The organism is Tenacibaculum crassostreae (assembly GCF_964512405.1).
GTDB lineage: Bacteria > Bacteroidota > Bacteroidia > Flavobacteriales > Flavobacteriaceae > Polaribacter > Polaribacter crassostreae.
Map to the genome: position 1 here is coordinate 46884 of NZ_CAZELE010000005.1, position 22806 is coordinate 69689.

Consider the following 22806-nt stretch of genomic DNA (forward strand, 5'->3'; position numbering starts at 1 on the left):
AATGACTAAAAAGCTCTATTTAAGTTTTTTATTACTACTAATATCTATTGGTACGTATGCACAAAAAACAATAACGGGTACTGTTGGCGATGCCACTGGAGGTTTACCAGGAGTTTCCGTTTTAGAAAAAGGCACCTCAAATGGTGTTGAAACTGATTTTGATGGAAACTTTACACTGCAAGTAAGAGAGAATGCAATTTTAGTAGTTTCTTTTATAGGAATGAAAACACAAGAAGTTACAACTGCAGGAAAAACTACTTTTCAAATTGTGTTAAAAGAAGATTCTGAGCAGTTGGAAGAGGTAGTGGTAACAGCTCAAGGGATAAAAAAATCTAAAAAAGCACTTGGTTATGCAATTACTAAATTAGAATCTGATGAAGTTGCAAAAAAACCGGAGGCAGATTTAGCAAGAGCTTTACAAGGTAAAATAGCTGGGGTTTCTATTGGTGCAGAAAATGGGCAAACTGGTTCTTCTTCACCAATAAGAATTAGAGGTAGTATTTCACTAACTCAAAGTAATAATCCGCTTATTGTTGTAAACAATGTACCTTTTAATGGTCTTCTAAGAGACATAGATCCTAATGATATTGAGTCGATGAGTATTTTGAAAGGATTTAACGCAGCTGTGTTGTATGGTAGTGAAGGTAGAAACGGTGTAATACTTATTCAAACAAAAAGTGGTAACGGTAAAATAGGCGAAAGTAAAACTACCGCTTCGTTTTCAACAACTACTTATGTGAATTCGGTTTCTCAACTGCCAGATTATCAGAATACTTACGGGCAAGGTCAAGAAGGTACCTTTATCCCGAGTTTTTTATCAGTTTGGGGGCCATCGTTTGATAGTATTGATGAAGTAGTTCATCCTTATTCAGGTTTAAGTGATATTTTTCCTGAATATGAAAACGCTATGGTACCTTATGAAGCTAAGCCTAATAATGTTAGAAATATGTTTAGAGAAGGTTTAGGTACTATTCACTCTCTTTCTGTTTCAACTTCTACTGAAAAGCAAGCATTTAATTTATCAGCAGGTTATACTGATGAAAAAGGAATTATAGCAAATAATGATTTAAAACGTTTTAATATTGGTATTGGTGGTAATGCTCAAATAAGCGATAAGTTTAATTTATCTGCAACATTAAATTATTCAACCAGAAAAGTAAATAGAGTTCAATCGCAAGAAATATTTAGAAGAACATTTTATTTACCTAGAAATATAGATTTAACAGAATTACCATATCAAAATCCTGTAACAGGTGAGTCTGTATACTACAGAAACGATACAAACCCTTTATGGGTATTAAATAACTCTGGTGTTAGTGATGATAAAGTGAGAGTTTTTGGTACAATCAATGCAAACTATAAGTTTAATGATAATTTTAATGTTTCTTATAGAGTAGGATATGATAACGAACAAACAGATACTTTCGATTATTCTAACAAAGGAGGTTTTAACGATGATGCCTTTAAAACAGGGTATTTAAACTTAGATTATATAAAAGAAGTTGTTGTTGATCAAACAGTAATATTAGGATATAATAAAGATTTAACTGAAAATTTAAATTTAGAAGCTCAAGTTGGTGTTAATTCAAAGTTAACATCAAGAAAGAGAATTTCTTCAGATTCTCAAGGGCAAATTGTTTACGGATTTTTAAGACCTAATAATTATTATACTTCTCAATCAGGGTATTATACTTCAAAAGAAAATATTGCAGGTGCTTTTGGTCAATTTCAATTAGGATATAAAAATTATTTATATGCTACTTTATCAGGTAGAAACGATTGGGGTAGTACAGTAGAAAAAGAAAACAGATCATTATTCTACCCAGGGGCGTCTATTTCATTTATTCCTACATCTGCTTTTAATTTTGGAGAAAATAGTATAGTTAATTATTTAAAGATTAGAGGAGCTTATGCAACATCATCTGGTTTTCCAGAGGTTTACAGCACAAGAACTTCATTATTAATCGATGCTAATAGATTTGCCTCAGCAGACGGTAGTTTACCAGTTACTAATCGTTTTAGTAGACAATTTGCAAATCCAGATTTAAAACCTGAACTTCATAAAGAGTTTGAAGTAGGTTTGGAAACAAAAATGTTTAAAAACAGAGTGTCGTTAGAAACTTCTCTTTATAAGAGAATTTCTGAAGATCAGATAGTTGAAGCACCTTTAGCGGTGTCAACTGGATATGATTTTCAAGTGATAAATTTAGGTAGAATAGATAATAAAGGTATTGAAGTAGATTTAGGAATTGATATCTTTAAAAATGACAGTTTTAAGTGGAACTTTAGAAATATTTTCACAGCAGATGAATCTTTAGTTGTTAAAACTACTCCAAGTGGCGCACCGATTAGGTTAACTGCAGATAGATGGGCTGTTGAAGGGCAACCAATAGGAGCTATTGTAGGAAGTTATGCCTTAAGAGATGAAGAAGGCAATTTATTAATTAGCGGTAACGGTTCTTCTACCAGAGTTGGTGAAGTAATTAGTAGTGATGATGTTGGGTTGCCAGATAGAGTTATTGGAGATCCTAATGCTGATTGGAGATTAACCAATATAAATACAGTAAGTTATAAAGGTTTTACCTTATCTGCACAGTTAGAGTACAGACATGGTGGAGAAATATCATCTAGAGCAGTAGAAGATTTATTAGAAAGAGGAGTTACTAGAGATACAGAAAATAGAGAAGGATCATTCGTAATTCCAGGTTATTTAGCCGATGATGATACAGGTGAAATTTTATTAGATCCTAACGGAAATAAAATTCCAAATACAATTCAAATGAATGGATTAAGAACAGTTTTTTCAAACTATTACAATCCTAATGATTTAAGTATGTGGGACGCTTCTGTGTTTAGAGTAAGAGAAGTGTCATTGAGCTATTCTTTTGTTCCAAAAAATGGACAAAAATTTCCTTTCAAAAATATAGACTTTACACTTACTGGTAGAAATTTATGGTATAATGCACCAAACTTTCCTAAGTATGTAAATTTTGATCCTGAAAATGATGGAGGTTTAGGAAGAAATAATGTGCCTTCAACAAAAAGAATTTCTTTAGGTATTTCAGCAACGTTCTAAAAGATTTATGATGAAAAAAATTATAAAAAATATAAAAATATTTGCAGCACTATTAGTGCTTGTAGGTTGTGAAACTACTAATTTTGATTTACAGGAGAATCCTAATTTTTTAACTCCTGAAAATGCGAATCCAGAGTTTTTACTAAACGAAATTCAGTATTTATTTCAAGATATTGTTAGTGACATGATCTTAAATTCTGATGATGTGATGCGTTATGAAGCAATGACGAGTTCTTATGGAGATATTGTTGATGTAAATGTATTAAATGTTGAATGGGAACGATTTTATGAGGCTGTTAATATATCTAAAACAATAGACAACTTAGCTTCTCAAAATTCTAATTATTTGTATCATAATGCGGTTAATAAACTGCTAATGGGGTATTTAACTATAACGATGGTTGATTACGTAGGAGACATTCCTTACAGTCAAGCTGGAAACCCTCTAGAGTTTCCAAACCCAAAATCGGATAGTAGTGTAGATTTATACAAAATGGTATTAACTAATATAGATCAATCAATTATTGATATTAATAATGCTACTGTAGATGTTAGGGATCTATTTTACAGTGGTGATAAAGAAAATTGGGTTGCTTTTGCAAATACTTTAAAATTAAGAATTTTAGTACAAGCAAAATTAGCTTCAGCAGAGATAGGTGTTAGTGATTTACAAGGAGAAATAAACTCTTTATTGAATAAAAATATAATAGATGCTCCTTCAGAAGACTTTGTTTGGAAATATGCAAACGGCGTTGATGAACCAGAAAGTCGTCACCCATATTTTAGAAGAGCTTATGTGAGTTCATTTTCACAATATATAGGAAACCAATTTATGTGGATGTTAAAAGACTCTAAGTCGGTAAGAGATCCAAGAATTCGTTATTATCTATACAGGCAAGACGATAGAGACCCATTTAGCGGTCCTCCGTACCTAGCTTGTCAAGGAGATCCATCGGTAGATTATTGTTATGTAGGTGATCATTATTGGGGACTAGATCATGGTGAAAGTAGAACAGGTAGAGGAGATAATTTATTTAGAACTACTTATGGAATTTATCCAGGTGGTGGAAGTTTAGACCAAGATTTCTTTGTAAACGCACCATCTACTACTTCTCCAGAAAATCCAGCAGGATCATTGCCTAATTTAAACGGACAAGGAATATTACCAATTTTAACGTCTTCATTTGTTAAGTTTTTAAGAGCAGAAGCTGCATTAACTATTACAGGTGTTAATGGCAATACAGAGATTTTGCTAGAAGAAGGTGTGAGAGAGTCAATAGATAAGGTTACAAGTTTTGGAGGACAATCTTTCTCTTTATCTCCAACAAATACAGATATCGAAAATTATGTTACAGAAGTAAAAAATAATTATACTAATGCTGCAGATACGAATGCAAAATTAGATGTTATAATGACAGAATATTATTTAGCCGCTTTTGGTAACTCAATCGAAGCATATAACGCATATAGAAGAACTGGTTTTCCTTCTATGTTACAAGTACCAATAGATGATGATAACCCGACTTTTCCAAGAAGTTTTAGGTATTCTAAAACTGCCGTTGATAGAAATACTTCTCTAAATCAAAAAAGTATAACAGAAAAAATATTTTGGGATACTAATCCGGATAATTTTATAAAATAAGATATTATGAAAAGATTAATAAATATTTCCTTGTGCTTTTTAATTCTATTAAGTTGTTCAGATAATAATAACTTACTAGAAGACATAGCAGTAAGAGGTGGTTATGTACAGTTTAAAAGTAAACCTACATTAGAGTTTAATATATTAAAACTAGATACTGAAAAGGTTTCAGAAGAAATTGTAGACCCTAATAATAATATACAGAGTTATTCTTTGGCTTTATATCATAATTCAACGGTTGTAGAGAATTTTAAAACAATAAATTCATTTCCATCGAATTTAGATATTACAGTAACTGAAATAATTAATGCACTAGGAATTACTGAAGATGATGTGAAGTTAAACACAAAATTTACTTTAGTAGCAACTATAGTAACTCCTACAGGTACTTATTCAGGTTTTTCACCAAATTACGATAGCAATAATGTAAATCAAGGAGGAAACACTACGACAAGATTAAAATCTACTGGTTTATTAGATGCTATTGAGTTTGATGTTACGTTCTTTTTACCACCACCAAAAAAAGTAAGAGGAACTTCATTTGAAGAAGTAGCTATTGGTGCAGCAACAGATACTTATGAAAGAAATGGAGGACTGGATGAAACTGGAGATTTAACGAACAGAGCTAACCCACCATATGTAGATTTTACAGCAACGGGTACAGGAACAAATGATGAAATAGGGTTTAACACCGAGTATTATGCGGTTACTGGCATTTCTAGCTCAGGGTTAGGTTTCTCAAGAGAAAGAATAGGTGTTTATAGCTTATTTGAAGATTATGAAGCATATCCAGATGGAGATCAAGGGTATCATATCGAAGATGCCGATGGAGGTATTAGAATAACTTTTGATACTGTAGAAATACCTGCAGATGAAGTACAGTCAGGAGTTTCGTTTGATGTTTACTTTAATGATACATCCTGGGAGTCTAAAGACGGGCTTTATGCATATGCTAATATTGTTTACAGAGATAATACTACAGCAAAAAGAGATATTATTGAGCTGTATGATAATGATGTTGAAGCTGTTGCAGGTAGTTGGAAAACATTTGTAATTAATTCATCAGGTACAGGATTTTTAAAGAATGTAAAATCTTATGAGCTTGTAATTGAAGCTCAAAGTGGCGCAACTCCAGAGTCTTTTGATATAGACAATATACTGATTTACGTTCCAGATAACGAATAAGCTTTTTCGCATTTAACAATCAGAGTGTTTTGTTTAGTTACAAGCACTCTGATTTAAAAAAGAGACAAAGAAAATGACATCCATATTACAAATAGGATTTGGCCCATTAGGGGTTCAGATAGCAGAATATATTGCCCAAAAAGAAACAGTGAAAACTGTAGCTGTAGTTGATATAAATCCAGATTTTACAGGTAAAAAACTTTCAGAAGTATCCCCCGAACTTTCTAACGAAGTAAAAATATATTCCTCAGTTAAAAAAGCTATTAATGAATTAACTAGTAAGCCAGATGTAGCTATTATTACTACCGTTTCAAGCTTAGAAAAATTGATTCCACAAATAGAAGAAGTTGCAAAATTAGGAATTTCAGTAATTTCTACTTGTGAAGAATTATCATATCCTTGGGAGTTGCAACCAGAACTTAGTACAAAGCTAGATAATATTTGTAGAGAACACAATATAGCTTGTTTAGGCACGGGAATTAATCCAGGTTTTTTAATGGATTATCTACCGTCAGTAATGAGTTCAGTGTGTAAAGATATTGAAACTATAACCGTAGAGCGTATTCAAGATGCTACTCCAAGAAGAGTTCCTTTTCAACAAAAAATAGGAGCAGGTTTAACATTACAAGCTTTTAAAGAAAAAGAAGCTACAGGAACGTTGCGTCATGTAGGATTAAAAGAATCTGTGTATTTACTTGCAAATTCAATCGGTTTAAAATTAGATGAGGTTACCGAAAGTTTAGCCCCAGTAATTGCTGAAAATGAAGTTGCTTCAAAACATATTCAAGTAAAAAAGGGCGATGCACGTGGTGTAGAGCAAATTGCACATGGTTATGTTAATGGAATGTGCAAAATTACCTTGCATTTTAAAGCCGCTATTGGTGAACCTCGATCGTATGATAAAATAAGTAGTAAAGGAATACCAAATTTTTCTTCAGAAATAGAAGGAGGAATTAATGGAGATATCGCAACATGCGCTATTACTATCAATTGTATTAATTCCATTTTAACAGCAAGTTCAGGGTTACGTACAATGGCAGATATTGCTGTACCTGGTTATATAAATTAATGTATGAAAAAAGTATGTTTTTTTGTTTTAGTATGCTGCTTTTTTTCTTGTTCTCAAAAAAAGAGCGAAGTATCTTTTGATTCTTCTTTTTTAAGCGGAAAATTAGACAGTGTTGTTAAACATACCGACAATTTTTATGAAGTATTTATTTATCCTGCTTTTGAACCAGTAAATCAAAGCCCTTGGTTTGCTTTTTCAGTAGCTTCTGAAACAAAAAAGCAACTTACAATAAAACTAAATTACGGTAAGTATAAGCATCGATATGTACCTAAAATAAGCACTGATAAAAAACATTGGAAGCCTATAAATTCGACCAATTTATATATTGATTCTTTAGGAAATGCAACTATAACAATTATTTCTACACCGCAAAAAATGTTTATTGCAGCTCAAGAAATAGAGTCGACGACCGATACTTATGCTTGGATAGATGAAATCTTAAAAGAAAAAAGTATAAAAAGAACTGTTATTGGAAAAACCGTTTTAAAAAAAGATATTTATGCGTTAGAACATGATAACGATACGGTAAAAAAATCAATTGTTTTAATAGCAAGGCAGCACCCACCAGAAATACCTGGAGGTTCAATAGGTTTTAAAGCTTTTTATTTATTTTTAATTTCTAACGATAAGTTAGCCTTAGCTTTTAGAAAAAAGTTTAATATTTATACCATACCTTTATTAAATCCTGACGGAGTAGATGCAGGTAATTGGAGGCATAATGCTAACGGAGTAGATTTAAATAGAGATTGGATTGATTTTTCTCAACCAGAAACAATTGCTGTTAAAAATTTTATCAACAATAAAATAACAGAAGGTAAAAGTATCAATTTTGCTATTGATTTTCACACTTCATACTCGGGTCCTTATATGTTGGTTTTAGATTCTGTTAAAAATTCAACAAAAAATAAAATTATACCAAAATGGATAGAAAATATTCAAAAAGAATCTGATTTTATTGTCGAAGCAAGACCAAGAAGTCAAGAGTTGCCTTATTGTTATAATTATTTTATCAATACTTTTAATTGTGAAGCTATTACATATGAAGAAGGTGATGAAATTGATAGAGATCTTATAAAACAAAGAGCGCAATGGTATGCTAAAAACTTGATTAAAACTTTACTAAATGACAAAGAAATATAGTTTTACGATATATCTATTATTAGGTGTTCTTTTTCTAACATTTTCATGTTCAAAAAGAAAAATTAACGCAGATATTGTTATAAAAAATGGATTAGTATATGATGGAATATCTGTAAATGCTACTAATAGCGTTATTGCAATTAACAACGATAAAATTGTGTTTGTTGGCGATGAAAATTCTGTAACTATAAAAGCTAAAAAAGAAATTGATGCTACTGCAATGATTGTATGCCCTGGTTTTATTGATCCACATACCCATGCCGATAGAGATTTAAAAAATAAAGAAACATCACACAACAAACCCTTTTTATTTCAAGGGATTACAACGGTTGTAGTTGGTAATGATGGTGATAGCTTTTACCCTACTGCTACTTTTGTTGAAAAATATAACCAACACGGAATAGGAACTAATGTAGTTCCTTTAGTTGGTCACGGTACCATTAGAGAGCAAGTAATGGGAAAAAGTGATCGTAAGGCTTCAGATGAAGAAATTCAGCAAATGCAACAATTAGTTCAGCAAGAAATGAGTGCAGGTGCTTTTGGAATTTCTACAGGGTTGTTTTATTCTCCAGGTAGTTACTCAAATACGAATGAGGTAATTGCTTTGGCAAAAACTGTAGCAGAAAACAAAGGAATATACGATACCCATTTACGTGATGAAAGCTCTTATACTGTTGGGTTAATTCCTGCTATTGAAGAAGCGATTGAAATTGGTAAAAAAGCAAAACTACCAATTCATATTTCACATATTAAATGCTTAGGAGTTGATGTTTGGAATCAGAGTGAAGAAATTATCAGTTTAATAGAACAAGCTAATATTAAAGGTATTGAAGTAACTGCAAATCAATATCCATATGATGCTTCTGCGACAGGTTTGAAATCTGCAGTTGTACCTCGTTGGGCTGAAAGTGGTGGAAAAGATTCGCTTTTTATAAGATATAACAACCCAAAATTAAAAGATTCAATTTTAAAAGAAACTCAGAAAAATATAAAAAGAAGGGGGGGGGCAGATAAATTATTAATAGTAAAGTGTGAAGTAGCTTCGTATGTTGGAAAAAACTTACAAGAAATAGCTGATAGTATTCAAAGATCACCAGAAATTACCGTTTTTGAAGTATTAAAAACGGGGTATGTTCGTATTGCTTCATTTAACATGAATACAAACGATATTCATAATTTTATGAAACAAGATTGGGTGGTTACAGGTTCTGACGGAAATACAGGTCACCCAAGAAAATATGGTTCCTTTCCAAGGAAATATCATAAATATGTTATAGAAGATAAGGTAATAGATTTACCAACTTTTATAAATAATAGTACTTCTAAAACAGCATCCATATTTAAAATAAATAAAAGAGGTGTTTTAGAAGAAGGAAATTATGCAGATATCATAATTTTTAATCCTACAACTTTTAAAGATAAAGCAAGCTATAATGATGCTTTTCAGCTTTCTGAAGGATTAGAATACAGCATTATTAATGGAAAAATCTCTATAGAAAATGGGGAGTTCACCAATAACTTAAACGGAAAAGTCTTAACTAAGTAAACTACCTTATATATAAATAATGAAGAGTTATAATTCTTATAACTCAGGGTAGTTACATTCAAAAAACAATAAAATGAAATATATAAAAATAGCATTTAGTACGTTGTTTTTATTGCTTTTAACCAATTGTAAGCAAGAAAAAAAAGAAGAAATTAAAGATAAAAATATAATAGAAGCTATACTTAATAATCCGAGTAGTTACTATTATATAGATATGAAAAATTATCCTGTATCAAATTCAAATCTTCCTATTGGAGTGTTTGATTCAGGTACGGGCGGATTAACAGTTTTAAAAGCAATTGTAAATTACGATGAAAATAAAAATACTACACATGAAAAAGGTAGTGATGGAACAATCGATTTTGATAAAGAGTCGTTTATCTATTTAGGAGATCAAGCCAATATGCCTTACGGAAACTACTCCAAAGAAAATAAAGTTGATTTGTTAAAAGAGCATATTGTAAAAGATGCTCAGTTTTTAATGAATAACAAGTATTATTCTGATGCAAATGATGTAACGGTTAATTTAGATAAACAACCTGTAAAAGCTTTAGTAATAGCATGTAACACAGCTACTGCTTATGGTAAAGAATATATTGAAGAGTTTTTAAAACAAGCTAACTCTAACTTAAAAGTTATTGGTGTAATCGATGCAGGTGTTCGAGGCACACTAGCATCTATTGAGAAGAATGAAGATGCCATTATTGGCGTATTAGCAACCGCTGGTACTGTAGCTTCAAAAGGTTATCATAACACTATTTTAAAAATGAAAGACAAATTAGGGTATACAGGAGTTATTGAAGTGTTTTCTCAAGGAGGTGTAGGTATCGCTGAAGCGGTAGATGAAGATCCTAATTATTTTGATAAAAACTTAAAAAAGCCTAGAGAAAGTTATAAAGGTCCTGGTTTAGACAATGATGTTCAAATTGATAAAACCTTATTTGACGTTTATAATTTTGATTTTTCTGATAGTAAAATGTTGTGTGATTCTGAAAAACAAGACGATTGCTCAATACTTCAAATTAACGATGCTAAAAATTACGTACGTTACCACTTGGTAACTTTATTAGAACAGATTAGATTATCGGGCACTAAAAACAAATTAAAATCATTGATTCTTGGTTGTACTCACTATCCGTACATGACAGATGAAATTTCTGAAATTTTAACAGAATTATATAACTATAAAGGTAAAGACGGAGGCTATTTGTATAGAAATTTTATGGTTGAAAACATTCAATTAATAGATCCTGCAGTAGATACTGCGAAAGAATTGTATGAATACTTAAATGAAGAGAAATTGTTTAATTTGAATGGGGACATAAAAAATAGTGAGTTTTATATAAGCATCCCAAATACAGAAAATGAAAATGTTAAGATAGATAGTTTAGGACGTTTTCCATATGAATATAAATACGGTAGAAATGCACATGAAATACAAGAGTATGTAAAAGTAGTTCCGTTTAGTAGAAGTAATATTTCATATGATATTTTAACCCGTTTTCAAAAGCAAATTCCATATGTGTATCAGTTAATGAGCACATTTAATCATAGAAGTGAAAAAACAAAACACTTAAAAGAAAATGAAAAAATTTAATATGAAAAAGTATTTGTTATTTTTAGCTGTAATAGTTTGTGGTTTATGTATTCAATGTTCATCATCAGAAGATAATGATTCGTTTGTAGATATTGATGCGCCTTCAAATCCTAGTAGACTGATAGCTTCTGAAGTTACTGAAACCACCTTAAAATTAGCATGGGATGCTTCTACAGATAATGTTGGAGTTGCCAGCTATTCAATTTATAAAAATGATATTGCTTTAAAATCAACGTCATCAACCACGACTGTAATTGATAATTTATTAGAAAATACAAACTACACATTTAAGGTTAAAGCAAATGATGCTGCTGGTAATAAATCAGGTTTTAGTAATAGTGTAAACGTAACTACAAAATTTTCTAGTGTTCTTCAGGCTGAGTCAGGAAGTATCCAGAATTATGTGGGTAATTTGATTGATAATTTTCCAGGTTCATCAGGAGATAATTATTCAGAACCTAATAACTCTGAGTTAACCATATGGCAAAACGGAATTTCATTTATGTTGGAAAATAAATTAAATGAAGCGATTACAGAGTTCGGGAAACTAGCATATCAAGTTATCGAATTTACCGACACATCATTAGGAACTGCTGTTTTTTATATTGTAAAAAAGAAAACCACAGGAACCAATTATTGGGGAGTTTATGTTTTTAGTAAAACACCTGTTAAAAGTAATTTAGTATTAATGGCGCCACATTCTAAATACGATACCAATACAGGTAAGCAAGCGTTGTATTGTTTTAAAAACAATCAAGCGAAAGCTTTATTGTTAAATGGAACTCATAGATGTAATAATAGTTCAACATCGTCATGTTCAGGAACAACAAGTGCATGTGGCTCAAGTAGCTCTTATAGAATTTCTGATATGGCACATACCACAACCTCAATATTTCAAAAAACAACAGATATTTTATTTAACACAGATGTAAATTCAGTTTTTGTTCAATTACATGGTTTTGGCAAAACTGCTTCAGATCCTTATGTAATTATGAGTAATGGAACACGAGAAACACCAAGTACTGACTATGCTTTAAAAATTAAGGATGAACTATTGATAGAAGACAATTCTTTGACCTTTAAAATAGCTCATATTGATACTGATTGGACTCGTTTAATTGGTTTTACCAATACTCAAGGAAGATTAATTAATAATTCGTCAAACCCTTGTAATTCTAACGCTGGCTCTTCATCAGGTAGATTCATTCATATAGAACAAGAAAAATCAAAATTACGTGATAATGAAGACGCTTGGAAAAAAATGAGTAATGCTTTAAAGAATGCTTTTTAATTTTTTAGTGAGAATTACTTTCAGATACAGTAAGTAATAAACCTGGTAGAATCAATGCTTATAGATTATTCAGGTGGAGTAAAGGAGGAAGACTTTGTTTTCTTTTGTTTGTATTTAAGAGTTTTTATTATATTATAAATAAGTATATCGTGATTGATAGTACAATTATAAAAGCTAGTATGCTATTAATACTAGCTTTTATAATTAATTCAGTTTTATTAAAAGCAATTATTTTATAGTTTTTTTAGAATTCTAAAACTCTAACAGTACTCAGATTCTCTAGTACCCATAAATTTCCTTTCTTATCAAAAGTAATGGCCCCTGGTAGGCTTAAGTTAGTTACAGATTTATCAAAGGTTCCATCTAAATAATAGCGACTTATAGTACCTCCAATTGGGTTTATACCAGGAATTCCAAGTAAAGAAAACCAACTGTTTTCGTCTAATTCAACTACATACAGCATTCCGTCTGGACCAATCTCTACATCAATAACAGAAGTTAACCTATTAATAAGTACATTACAATCACCTAAAGGGTTTTGCTCATCACAAATGGCATGATTTGATTCTAGTGGTAGTTTCCAAATACGTGAACGTCCAACAGGTAACCCTTCACCTAATGCACCTGTTAGTTCACCTATATAAATATATCCATCTGGACCAATAGCAACAGAAGTTGGTACAGGCTGTGCATAGCATTCAACAGATTGGTCATCACCAGCATACCAACGAACAAGATAATTATTGTTATTATCTAATGGAGGAGAAAGTATAGCTTTATAATCTACATCTCCGTTTGAGTTAGCATATAATAAAGTGTTACCTGCGGCATCAGCTATTAAAACAGATTCTTCATCTATAAGTGTTACTTTATATGGATTGTTTTGAGGGCCAGCACTGAAACCGTCTATGGCTTCACAAGCTTGATTTTTCCATTGAAGACCTTCAAAAGCATCTGGATCGTTGTTACGTTCAAAAGCAGCTAAATCTGCAACAATTTTAGCATTACCGTTTGTTATTTTATAAAGCTCTCCATTTTTTGCCAAGTCTGTACCTCCAGTTGTTGCAAAAGCATTTCCGCTACCAATTGTAGCAATTCCTTGAATACTGCTTGCTGCATTAACTGCAGCGATTGTTTTTACTTGTCCGTTTTTAATTATTTGTATGGTTTTACCATCGGCACCATTTACTGCAACCATTACGCTACCGTCTGGTGCAGCTGAGATATCATATACAGTTCCATTAAATGTATAAGTATTAGTGTCTGCTTCTTTTTTTAGAGCTTTCGAATCTGTAAGGTCATCATTAATTAATGCTTCACTTTCACAAGCGATAAGAAAAATGAGAGTACTTAAAAGTACCATTTTTAAAATTAGTGTTTTCATGATGTGTTGAGTTTAAATGTTACTATTTTATGCGATAATCATTATTGAAGAGTGTTTTATTTTACAGTGAATACTTTAAGCATCCTTTTAGATTGGCTATTAGGTACTTCAGAAATAAAAGCATATTTACCAGAGGATAAAGTTGCTTTAAAGTAACCTGTACTTCCTTTAGGTGATTCGTTTACTCCGCCAAGAAAAGCAACACCGTTTGGCACAGGTGTTTTTAAACCAAAAGGAGTAGACCAATTCATCCAAGATTCAAGTTGATTTAAATCTGCATTATTTGATAGTTTTACAAGGTTTACATCGTGGCCTATAAAGTGTTCATGCGGACTTTGGTCTTTAAAATACACTGAGAATATATGTTCTCCTGTTACTAAATTTCCAGAGTATTTTATACCTTCTTCTTTTGATATTGTGATTCCTACATCAGCAATAGGAGGAGAGTTGCCACTATCTTCATTAGTAACTATGATTGGTTTTGCCATACCCATTGAAGTATGAAACATTCCGTTTGGCATTTTTACATAACACTCCATAATGTAGTAGCCAGGGTCTAATTTTATAGTAGTTATAGAAGTAGATCTAGGTCCAATTAATCCAGAACCTCCTGAAAATACAACACTAAAAAACCACTCTGGTAAAGCATTAAATGCTTCGAAGCCTTCTTTTGAGTTACCTTCATTTATTAATCGCATTCCTTTTTCAAATGGAGGAATTATTTCTTCCTGGGTATTTTTTATAGTTTTTCCTTCAGGATATTTGTCTAATAAAAAGAAATGCGTTTCATTTGATAGGTTATGGTATTTAAAAGTATTCCATCCAGAAGATATTGTATCTGGAGCTATAAATTCCATACTACGAGTGGTTATTTCAATAGCTTGGTTTTGTGTTGGTTTAGTATTAATTTGCTCTTTATTCTTTTGATGTTGTTTACAAGCTATCATTGAGAGAAATAAAAGTGCTATAGTTAGTAGCTGTTTGTTGTTAAAAGAATTCATAGTTTACAGGAATTTAATTATTAATAAGTTTTTTTAGTTTTAAATCTTCAATTGCTTTCCAAACCATCTCTCTATCGGTTTCATAAGCTTTAATATTTAGTGCTAATCTATCTCTATATAAAAAGGAGATGTCTGAAAACTTCCTGTCTTTGTGAAAAGTCTCTACACCCATCATACCATTTTTAGTGAATGATTTTTCTATTTTATAAGCACTTTCATTGTCTACTTTCATGTTTTTGTACAGTGTATATTGCCCTAGTATCATTGCTCCGTTTTTACCAGCACAGTCATAAAGAGTAATTTGCATTTTATTGGTTTTATCACCCTGATATTTTGCTACTGTACCACTAATATCATTAGCAGACAATGGTGCAGCTACAACACTTACTTTTTGCATATTTATTAGTTGACTAGGAAACCATGTTTTAAACTCTTCTAAATTAATTGGAGTGATATTTTGCAAGTTTTCGATAGTGCTTACCGTTTTAATCACGTTTTTTACAACACTTGTTTTATTAATAGTTGCAGCTTCTTTTTTAATGTCGTTTTTACAGGAACAAATAAAAAGTGTGAGTAGTATGATGAGATATGTTTTTTGTGGTTTCATATTTTTTTGTTTGTGTTATTTTGCAGGACATTTTATTTCATATTGTTTAGAAGTGTTATCAATTTCTAGCTAAACGATGGCTTTTTTATTCATAACAGTGTATTAATTTTTTAACATTGCAGCACCACCAAACATGTTCATTTCGATGTAGTTATTTTTACTGATTTTAGTAGATTTCTCTGTTAGAGATTTTGCTATGACACTTACATTGTTTTTAGATTTCTTTTTGTCTTCCATTTGCATTTCCATAATTAAGCTATTGGAAAATTGTTTTATTAATCTTGGATCGATTTCTGGCAAATTCATGTTGTTTTTGGCATTACCAAAGCTTAAAAAATTACTAAGTGTGATTTTTGCTTCTGTAGTGTGATATACTTTTATAATATATCTATCATCTTCAAGTTGAAGTCCTTTACAGGCGAAGCCCAATATAGCTTTTGAAGGTAGTTCGGTAATTTTATATTTTTTATTAGTTGTATTTTGCTTTGCTTTTGGAATAGGATAAAGAGAAACGTATTTTTTTCCTTGAGCCTTCATAAACATAGCCATAACATTTAAGTTCATATCAAAAAGCATGGTAACTTCCCCCATATCTTTAGTTTGCTTAGAAACCATTTGTGTTGCCTGATACGTAGCTCCTTCTTTAATTAAAAAGGTCATATCCATTTTATCCTTTCCTTTATTTCCCATTAGGAGTTCTACATGGTATTTCCAATCGAACTCATAGGTGTCTGGGAGATTTGCTTTGGCAGTTTTGTGGTTTTTTATTGCTTTTTTCATGGCTTTGGTAGATCCTTTCATATCACTAGTATCATAATCATCTTCATCTATATCATTTTTGGGTTGGTTACCACCTTTAACAATATTAGTCATAACGCCTTCCATGAGACCTTGCCCTTGTGCTCTTACTTCTCTTGCAGGTGGTAGGTTTACTTCTACAGGTTTATATTGGTAACTAAGTAAGGCTTTGCCTTTACGAGAGAATCCCATTTCAAAAGCATTGGCCGCATTTTGATTATCATTGGTGTTTTCAACAAAAATTTCCACCAATCGGTCTTTGGAATCGAACAATACATAGCTGTTTTCATACCCAGGTTCATTTAGAAACCCAAATCTGGTATAGGTTTTCCCTTTAAAGGATTGTTTAGATTCTTCAAAATCGTCATATCTAAAATGTTCGGGTTTATAAACAAAGGCAAATTCTATAACACCATTAAATGGATTGGCAGTCATCCCTAAATCAGTTTGCTTTTGCAGGCTAGACATGACAGGTTCTGGTGGTAATTTGTAGGCTTCTAACATCATGGTAGGCATCATCATTCCCTGTGATTGTAGAGCTATGAATGATGATTTGGTATATTCACCATCCTTAAAGGAATAGATAAATCCTTCACTGTCTACATAACTTGGTTTTGTAGTTGGGTCGGTTTCTATTCTAGCGGCTACTTGATCTGCATCGAAATATTGAATTTGCCCAGGTTTATTGCTGTCTTCATGCGTTGTTAAAATGAGATCTTCTTTATAAAAATCCTTTTTTAGTTCTGTATTTATACTTAATGCTGGATTTGTTCCTTCGCTGGTTTTGCTATCTTCATTTGAGCTTTTTTGTTGATTATTATCAGTTTTTTGTTTTTTTGTCGTGGCATTATCTATAGTCTTCTCCGTTTTTTTGCTAACCACTTCATCTGTCTTTTTTAAAATGGTTCTTTCGGCTGCTTCTTGTGCTTTCTTTTTTAATTTTTTAAAAAATTGAGCTTCTGCTGTGTAACTAACACTTAAAAGGAGTAGTGTTACTAAAATGTGTTTTGTTTTCATGATTTTATGTTTTTAAGTTTACCAGCCATAGGTATTTATTATAGCATTTACAATATCGTATCTAACTTGTCTAATGTTTCCATTTGTGAGAATTACTATACCTCCACTTGTGACATTATCTATATTAAGATTTGGAAAGCCTATTACAAAAGATCTATATCCTTCATTGGAGCCACCATGGCTATAATGTCCAGAAGTGTTTGATATTACTGAACTATCATTAACAACAGCTCCAAGACCTTGAGTTATAAGTGAAGCATTTGTATTAGTGATTAAATTATTTCCATTAAAAACTCCATTATTATTTAACATGATAAGTATATTAGATAATTCAACAGCATTAGAATACATTCCTGCAGCCGCTGCTTCAGGATATCTGTTTCTGACAGATTTAAGAGAATTGGTATAGAAGCCCTTAGTCAATTCATTTTCTTGATAATAATCTTCGGGAGTTGTTGTAAAACGTGATTTATCCATTGACAGTGGATTTAAAATTTCATCCTTCATCCATTTTTCGTATTCAATGGATGTAATATCCTCAGTTACCTTTTGCAAGGTGCTAAAGCCTGGTCCAGAGTAAGTTCGACCTCTACTGCTAGCATTATAAGTAATTGTAACAGGTTCAGAGTTCACATTATCACCACCTGAGATTATTTGGTCTATATTTGGTAGTTCTTCAGGATTAATATCTATAGGATAACCTGTATAACCACCGTTTTGTACTTTACAACTAATATTTGATAGCTGAGAAGTGAGATTAACACCGTTGCCATCTATTCCGCTTTTATGATTTAAAATATTACGTATGGTAACACTATTTGTTTCTGTGTAGTTTTTAAAACATCCGTGTACAGGAATAGGACTTTCTAAAAATTTTTCTTGTAAGTCATCATCCAATCCTACACGCTCTTTTTCAATCATTTTTAAAGCGCCAACTGCTGCAATAAATTTACTTATCGAAGCAATTTGAAACATAGATCTTGGATGCACAGCATTCTTTTCATTTCCATGTTCACTTAATCCATAGCCTGTTGACCAAGCCAGCTCTCCATTAATGACAACAGCTACTGCTATTCCAGGAACATTTGCACCTCTTAAATAGTTCCATATTGATGTTCCTTTTACATTATTTTCAAATTCTCTTATTATGTTAGTAGGAATCACTTTGGTGCGCTTATCTGCTACGAGACTCCAACCATTTTTATCTGGGTCGAATGCCAATATGCTATTATTATATTCATTACCTCGAAACTCTCCAAGTTTTTTGAAAGCATCGTCAGGAATATTTCTAGCAAAAAAGTAATCTTCAGCAAAAATCACCCAGCCACCTGAAGATGTAAAGGATACTTTAGTAATCTTTCTATCGCTTGGTTTATTAGGCATATCATTTTGTCTAATATTCCGCATTATTTGATAGCATTCATCTGGTATATTTCTAGTGTAAAATTGTCCATCATTAGTCAAGATTACCCAAGCATTATTACTATTGTTGTAAATGTTCTTATAAGGAAATGATACACTTTCTATGCTCTTACCTTGCTGTTTAAACGATTGTATTTTCTCATAGCACTCTTGAGGTATGTTTCTCGCATAAGTATCATTTTCTGTAATAATTAACCATGAATTGTCTCCTCCATTAGGAGGAAAAACCACTTCTTTTATTTTTATACTTCTGGCAGTATACTCTTTAATTTTTTCATAGCATTTTTGTGGAATGTTTCTTGCGAAATGTTTATTGTCTTTTGTGATAATTACCCATCCTCCATTCGGTGAAAATGAAAAAGACTGAATACCTTTAGGTAAGAGTTCTTCCATTTTTTGATGAGCTTCCTCTGAAATATTTCTGTTAAACTTTATTTGGTCTACTGTACCTATATCTTTTGAGGTTTTTATAATAAAATTTGTAAATCCAACATTAGCTTCAAGTTTAGAATCTTTGGCAACCCCTCCAATAGATATCATTTTAGGTTGCATCTTAAAGCGCGGTATAAATAGTACCATTTGGTTATCCAATAATATTTTTAATTTACCCCCTGCGCACTCAATTTTTACATGACGCCATTCAGGTTCTAAAGATTGAAATTCTTTTAAATGATTTTTAATGCCTCCCATTTCTGGTTGATTCCAGTCAGTTTCTAATCCATCTCGATAAATTACAAAAGGTTTGTAGCGAATATTTCCTTTTTGATATCCATAAGCGCCATCCCACAATCTAAGTTCTAATCGTTGCCCATATAAGGAAGATATTTGGTCGAAGAATACATCGAATTCTACCGTAAAATCTCCACTTAAATAGTTATTGGTTTGATTGTTAACTATGGGTTTAACGATACCTCCGTTTCTAAAGCCTATATATTTGTAGTTATCATGTTGATTTACAGTAGTAATTCCACCTACTAAATCCCATTGACTAGGAAAATCACCCATTGGTTCATTAGAAAGATCATCTTGGAATGTTTGTGTATAACCGAATAATGAAATTATCCATAAGAGAAAAAATAAAATCGTTGTCTTCATAGTTTAATAATTTTGGTATTAATACTTTAAAGAGGAGTTTTGGTAAGGAGTAAGATTTGTATTATTTGCTTGAAATAATAAAGAGGTTTGGTTACTAAGGAGTTGAGTTTCAAAAAAACTATTTAACCAAATACAACTTAAAGGTAAGATTATAGTTTAAGTACAGTAGCAAAGCATTTATATATTGTTATATTTAATACATAAGTTGATTGTTAAAACACATAAATAGCTGCTTACAAAATTAAAATTCAATTTATGTTTTTTATAAGGGTTTTAGATGAATTTATGAAGTGAAATGCACTAAAAACGTATTGATTATGAAATGATAAGCTTTTATAAGTATATTTAAAGAACCAATGAAAATTAAAATTTATGATTAGAGCTATTATCATAGATGATGAATTTAATGCCATTAAAAACTTAAAATGGGAAATAGAAAGTTTTTGTAGTGATATTGAGGTGTGTGATACTTTTACAAATCCTGTAGAAGCAATTTCGGCAATAAATTATTTAAAGCCCGATTGTATTTTTTTAGATATTGAAATGCCCGAAATGGATGGTTTTCAATTGTTAGAAAAACTATCATATAGAACCTTCGATTTAATAATAACTTCAGCCTATGATAATTATGCTATAAAAGCTTTTAAAGAGCATGCAGTTGATTATTTGTTAAAACCTATAGATTCTGAAGATTTATTAAAGGCGGTAAGCAGAGTAAGAGAAAATCAACAGCAAAATGCTTTAGGAGACCAACTGAAAAGTATTATAAAATGGTATGTGCCTGAAAAAAAGAATACTCGTTTAGCAATACCAGTTTTAGGAAAAACAATTTTTGTAGCTTTAGAAGATATTATGTTTTGTAAAGCTGATGGAAGTTATACAGAGGTGCATTTTAAAGAGGATACTAAAGAAATACTCTCAAAAAAGCTAAAAGAAATTGAAGCACAAATTGATGATAATTTTTTTAGAGTGCATAATTCATACTTAGTTAATTTACGTTATGTAAAAGAATATGTAAAGAATGACGGTCCGTATTTAGTACTAACTAACGGAGTTACAATCCCTATTTCTAGAGCAAAAAAGAATGAACTACTCCAAGTATTAAACTCTTAGTTTTACATTGAAAGAATCGGCTTTAATATACTTTTTTAATCAACCACATCACAATGGTTTTCTGGTATTTACCTTTGGAATTCTTTTTATACTAACGGTTTATCATTTTTTACTGTATTTTCAACATAAAGACAAATTATATTTACTATATAGCTGTTATACTTTTTTTATAATGCTATCACAATTACAATGGGCTAGAGATGGTTTTTTGTTCGAGTTTTTAAAGCCTGTAAAAGGATTAGCTAAATTTCCGGAGGTTTACACCGAAATATATTATATAATTTACACCTATTTTGCTTTTCAGTTTTTAGATATAAAAAATGAACAACCACTTTGGTATAAGAGGTGTTTTAATTGGGTAAATGTAATTATCGTTTATTGTTTTTTTAAGCTGGTAGTTTTTATTGTAATTGGTAACCGCTATATTCTTTATAATGGATACTTCTTCTTTACCATTATGATGAGTATTTTAGGTATCGTAATGTACATTCCGTTTTTTAAATCAAAAAGTAAATTAAAATATTATATGATTGTTGGATCAATGATATTGTTTTTTGCTTCAGTTTCTTCATTATTATATTATTTACAATTAAAAGCAATAGGAGAGAAGGTTGAACCAGCTTACAGCATTTTGTATATAGGATTTATTCTTGAAAACATAATTTTTTCGTTAGGGTTAGGACATAAACAAAAAATGATTTTAGAAGAGCGTAATGAAACTCAAAATCAATTAATTAAACAGTATGTTGAAAATGAAGAATTGCGAAAAGAAGTACAAAAAAAATTAGAGTTAGACATAGTAACTTTAAACAAGCAAGCAGAAATAAAAAGAATGGAAGTAGCTAAAATTCAGTATGATAAAGAGCTAGCTGAACTTACTGTTTCAACATTACGAAACCAAATGAACCCTCATTTCATTTTTAATTCTTTGAATTCAATTAAACGATACATTATTGATAATGATAAGAAAGAAGCAGTTTTTTATCTTAATAAATTTTCTAAACTAATTAGAAATATTTTGGGTAGTACTACACAAACAGAATTCTCGTTGCAAGAAGAGTTAGAGATTTTAGAGCTTTATATGAGTATCGAAAATACTAGACTTAACAATACAGTTAAATTTTCAATAAGTATAAATGAATCCGTTGATTTGTCTATAATTAAAGTACCTCCGTTAATAACTCAACCGTTTATTGAAAACGCTATTTGGCATGGGTTAGCTTTAAAAAAAAGTAATAGGGAATTAAAGGTTGAAGTTAAAAAAACTAGTAATAATCAAATACAAATAGATATAATAGATAACGGTATTGGAAGAGTAAAATCAAGAGAAATTAAGGAAAGAAAAATTCATAAGAGGAACTCAATAGGAATACAACTTACAGAAGAACGCTTACAATATTTTGCAAAAAAATATAAAAACGAATCGAGTATAATTTTCACTGATTTATATATAAAAAATAAACCAGCAGGTACGAAAGTATCAATACTAATTCCTTTTGCTTAAGTTTCATTTCTTTACTTAATAAAGATCAGTAAATCTAAAGGAGAGAAAATCTATTTGCCGATACAGAAAGTAATAACCCTAGTAAAATTAGTACGTTCAGCTATTTGAGGTGGAGTGAAGGTGGAAGATTATACTTTCTTTTGGTTGATTTTATAGCTATGAAACTATTCACTATTTCTAGTTTATGAGACTTTTCTTTGTAATTGTATCTAAAAATTGAATTTGTAATTAACAGGTAAACTTGTTGTTTTAAATGCTGGGTAATCTAAATAATTGTATTAAAGTTCACAACATAAAAAACTAATTGTTAGTTTTTTAT

At 31.0% G+C, this 22806-nt stretch carries 15 protein-coding genes; 10 read left to right on the forward strand and 5 right to left on the reverse strand.

Annotated features, from left to right (window positions below; all coding sequences use genetic code 11):
• Nucleotide 1 precedes the first annotated feature (1 nt).
• The 8 genes from ACKTST_RS05625 to ACKTST_RS05660 all read left to right on the forward strand — a co-directional run bounded on the left by ACKTST_RS05625 (nt 2) and on the right by ACKTST_RS05660 (nt 12546).
• Nucleotides 2–3076 carry a SusC/RagA family TonB-linked outer membrane protein gene (locus tag ACKTST_RS05625; protein WP_408046767.1) on the forward strand — a complete coding sequence of 1025 codons (3075 nt, stop codon included), beginning with the start codon at nt 2–4 and terminating at the stop codon, nt 3074–3076.
• Nucleotides 3077–3086: 10 nt separating this feature from the next.
• On the forward strand, nt 3087–4718 hold the full coding sequence (locus tag ACKTST_RS05630; RefSeq protein WP_408046768.1) for a SusD/RagB family nutrient-binding outer membrane lipoprotein: 1632 nt from the start codon (nt 3087–3089) through the stop codon (nt 4716–4718).
• Nucleotides 4719–4724: 6 nt separating this feature from the next.
• Complete coding sequence (locus ACKTST_RS05635) at nt 4725–5903, forward strand: hypothetical protein (protein ID WP_408046769.1); 1179 nt, start codon at nt 4725–4727, stop codon at nt 5901–5903.
• A gap of 73 nt (nt 5904–5976) precedes the next feature.
• Entirely contained in the window at nt 5977–6972 is a 996-nt protein-coding gene (locus ACKTST_RS05640) for an NAD(P)H-dependent amine dehydrogenase family protein (RefSeq protein WP_408046770.1), read from the forward strand.
• 3 nt (nt 6973–6975) lie between these two features.
• Complete coding sequence (locus ACKTST_RS05645) at nt 6976–8112, forward strand: M14 family metallopeptidase (protein ID WP_408046771.1); 1137 nt, start codon at nt 6976–6978, stop codon at nt 8110–8112.
• Nucleotides 8096–9658 carry an N-acyl-D-amino-acid deacylase family protein gene (locus ACKTST_RS05650; protein ID WP_408046772.1) on the forward strand — a complete coding sequence of 521 codons (1563 nt, stop codon included), beginning with the start codon at nt 8096–8098 and terminating at the stop codon, nt 9656–9658. Before ACKTST_RS05645 ends, ACKTST_RS05650 begins: the two co-directional genes overlap by 17 nt.
• A gap of 73 nt (nt 9659–9731) precedes the next feature.
• The gene (locus ACKTST_RS05655; protein WP_408046773.1) at nt 9732–11255 is read left to right on the forward strand and encodes a glutamate racemase; all 1524 of its coding nucleotides are present in this window, start codon (nt 9732–9734) and stop codon (nt 11253–11255) included.
• Between the two features lies 1 nt (nt 11256).
• A complete protein-coding gene (locus ACKTST_RS05660) occupies nt 11257–12546 on the forward strand; it encodes a fibronectin type III domain-containing protein (RefSeq protein ID WP_408046774.1) in 1290 nt (429 codons plus the stop codon).
• Nucleotides 12547–12790: 244 nt separating this feature from the next.
• On the opposite strand, the gene ACKTST_RS05665 is transcribed toward ACKTST_RS05660, so the two are convergent.
• The 5 genes from ACKTST_RS05665 to ACKTST_RS05685 all read right to left on the reverse strand — a co-directional run bounded on the left by ACKTST_RS05665 (nt 12791) and on the right by ACKTST_RS05685 (nt 19870).
• The gene (locus tag ACKTST_RS05665; RefSeq protein WP_408046775.1) at nt 12791–13930 is read right to left on the reverse strand and encodes a ScyD/ScyE family protein; all 1140 of its coding nucleotides are present in this window, start codon (nt 13928–13930) and stop codon (nt 12791–12793) included.
• Nucleotides 13931–13986: 56 nt separating this feature from the next.
• Complete coding sequence (locus ACKTST_RS05670; RefSeq protein WP_408046776.1) at nt 13987–14931, reverse strand: hypothetical protein; 945 nt, start codon at nt 14929–14931, stop codon at nt 13987–13989.
• A gap of 13 nt (nt 14932–14944) precedes the next feature.
• Nucleotides 14945–15538: a hypothetical protein gene (locus ACKTST_RS05675; protein ID WP_408046777.1), complete on the reverse strand. Its 594-nt coding sequence runs from the start codon at nt 15536–15538 to the stop codon at nt 14945–14947.
• A gap of 102 nt (nt 15539–15640) precedes the next feature.
• Nucleotides 15641–17353: a hypothetical protein gene (locus tag ACKTST_RS05680; RefSeq protein ID WP_408046778.1), complete on the reverse strand. Its 1713-nt coding sequence runs from the start codon at nt 17351–17353 to the stop codon at nt 15641–15643.
• An 18-nt stretch (nt 17354–17371) separates the two neighbouring features.
• Entirely contained in the window at nt 17372–19870 is a 2499-nt protein-coding gene (locus ACKTST_RS05685; RefSeq protein WP_408046779.1) for a serine hydrolase domain-containing protein, read from the reverse strand.
• Between the two features lie 372 nt (nt 19871–20242).
• Here ACKTST_RS05685 and ACKTST_RS05690 point away from each other — a divergent pair, with 372 nt between their 5' ends.
• Nucleotides 20243–20983 (forward strand): LytR/AlgR family response regulator transcription factor, encoded by a 741-nt coding sequence (locus ACKTST_RS05690; protein WP_408046780.1) that lies wholly within the window; start codon nt 20243–20245, stop codon nt 20981–20983.
• 7 nt (nt 20984–20990) lie between these two features.
• Nucleotides 20991–22487, forward strand: a complete 1497-nt coding sequence (locus ACKTST_RS05695; RefSeq protein WP_408046781.1) for a histidine kinase — start codon at nt 20991–20993, stop codon at nt 22485–22487.
• Nucleotides 22488–22806 lie beyond the last annotated feature (319 nt).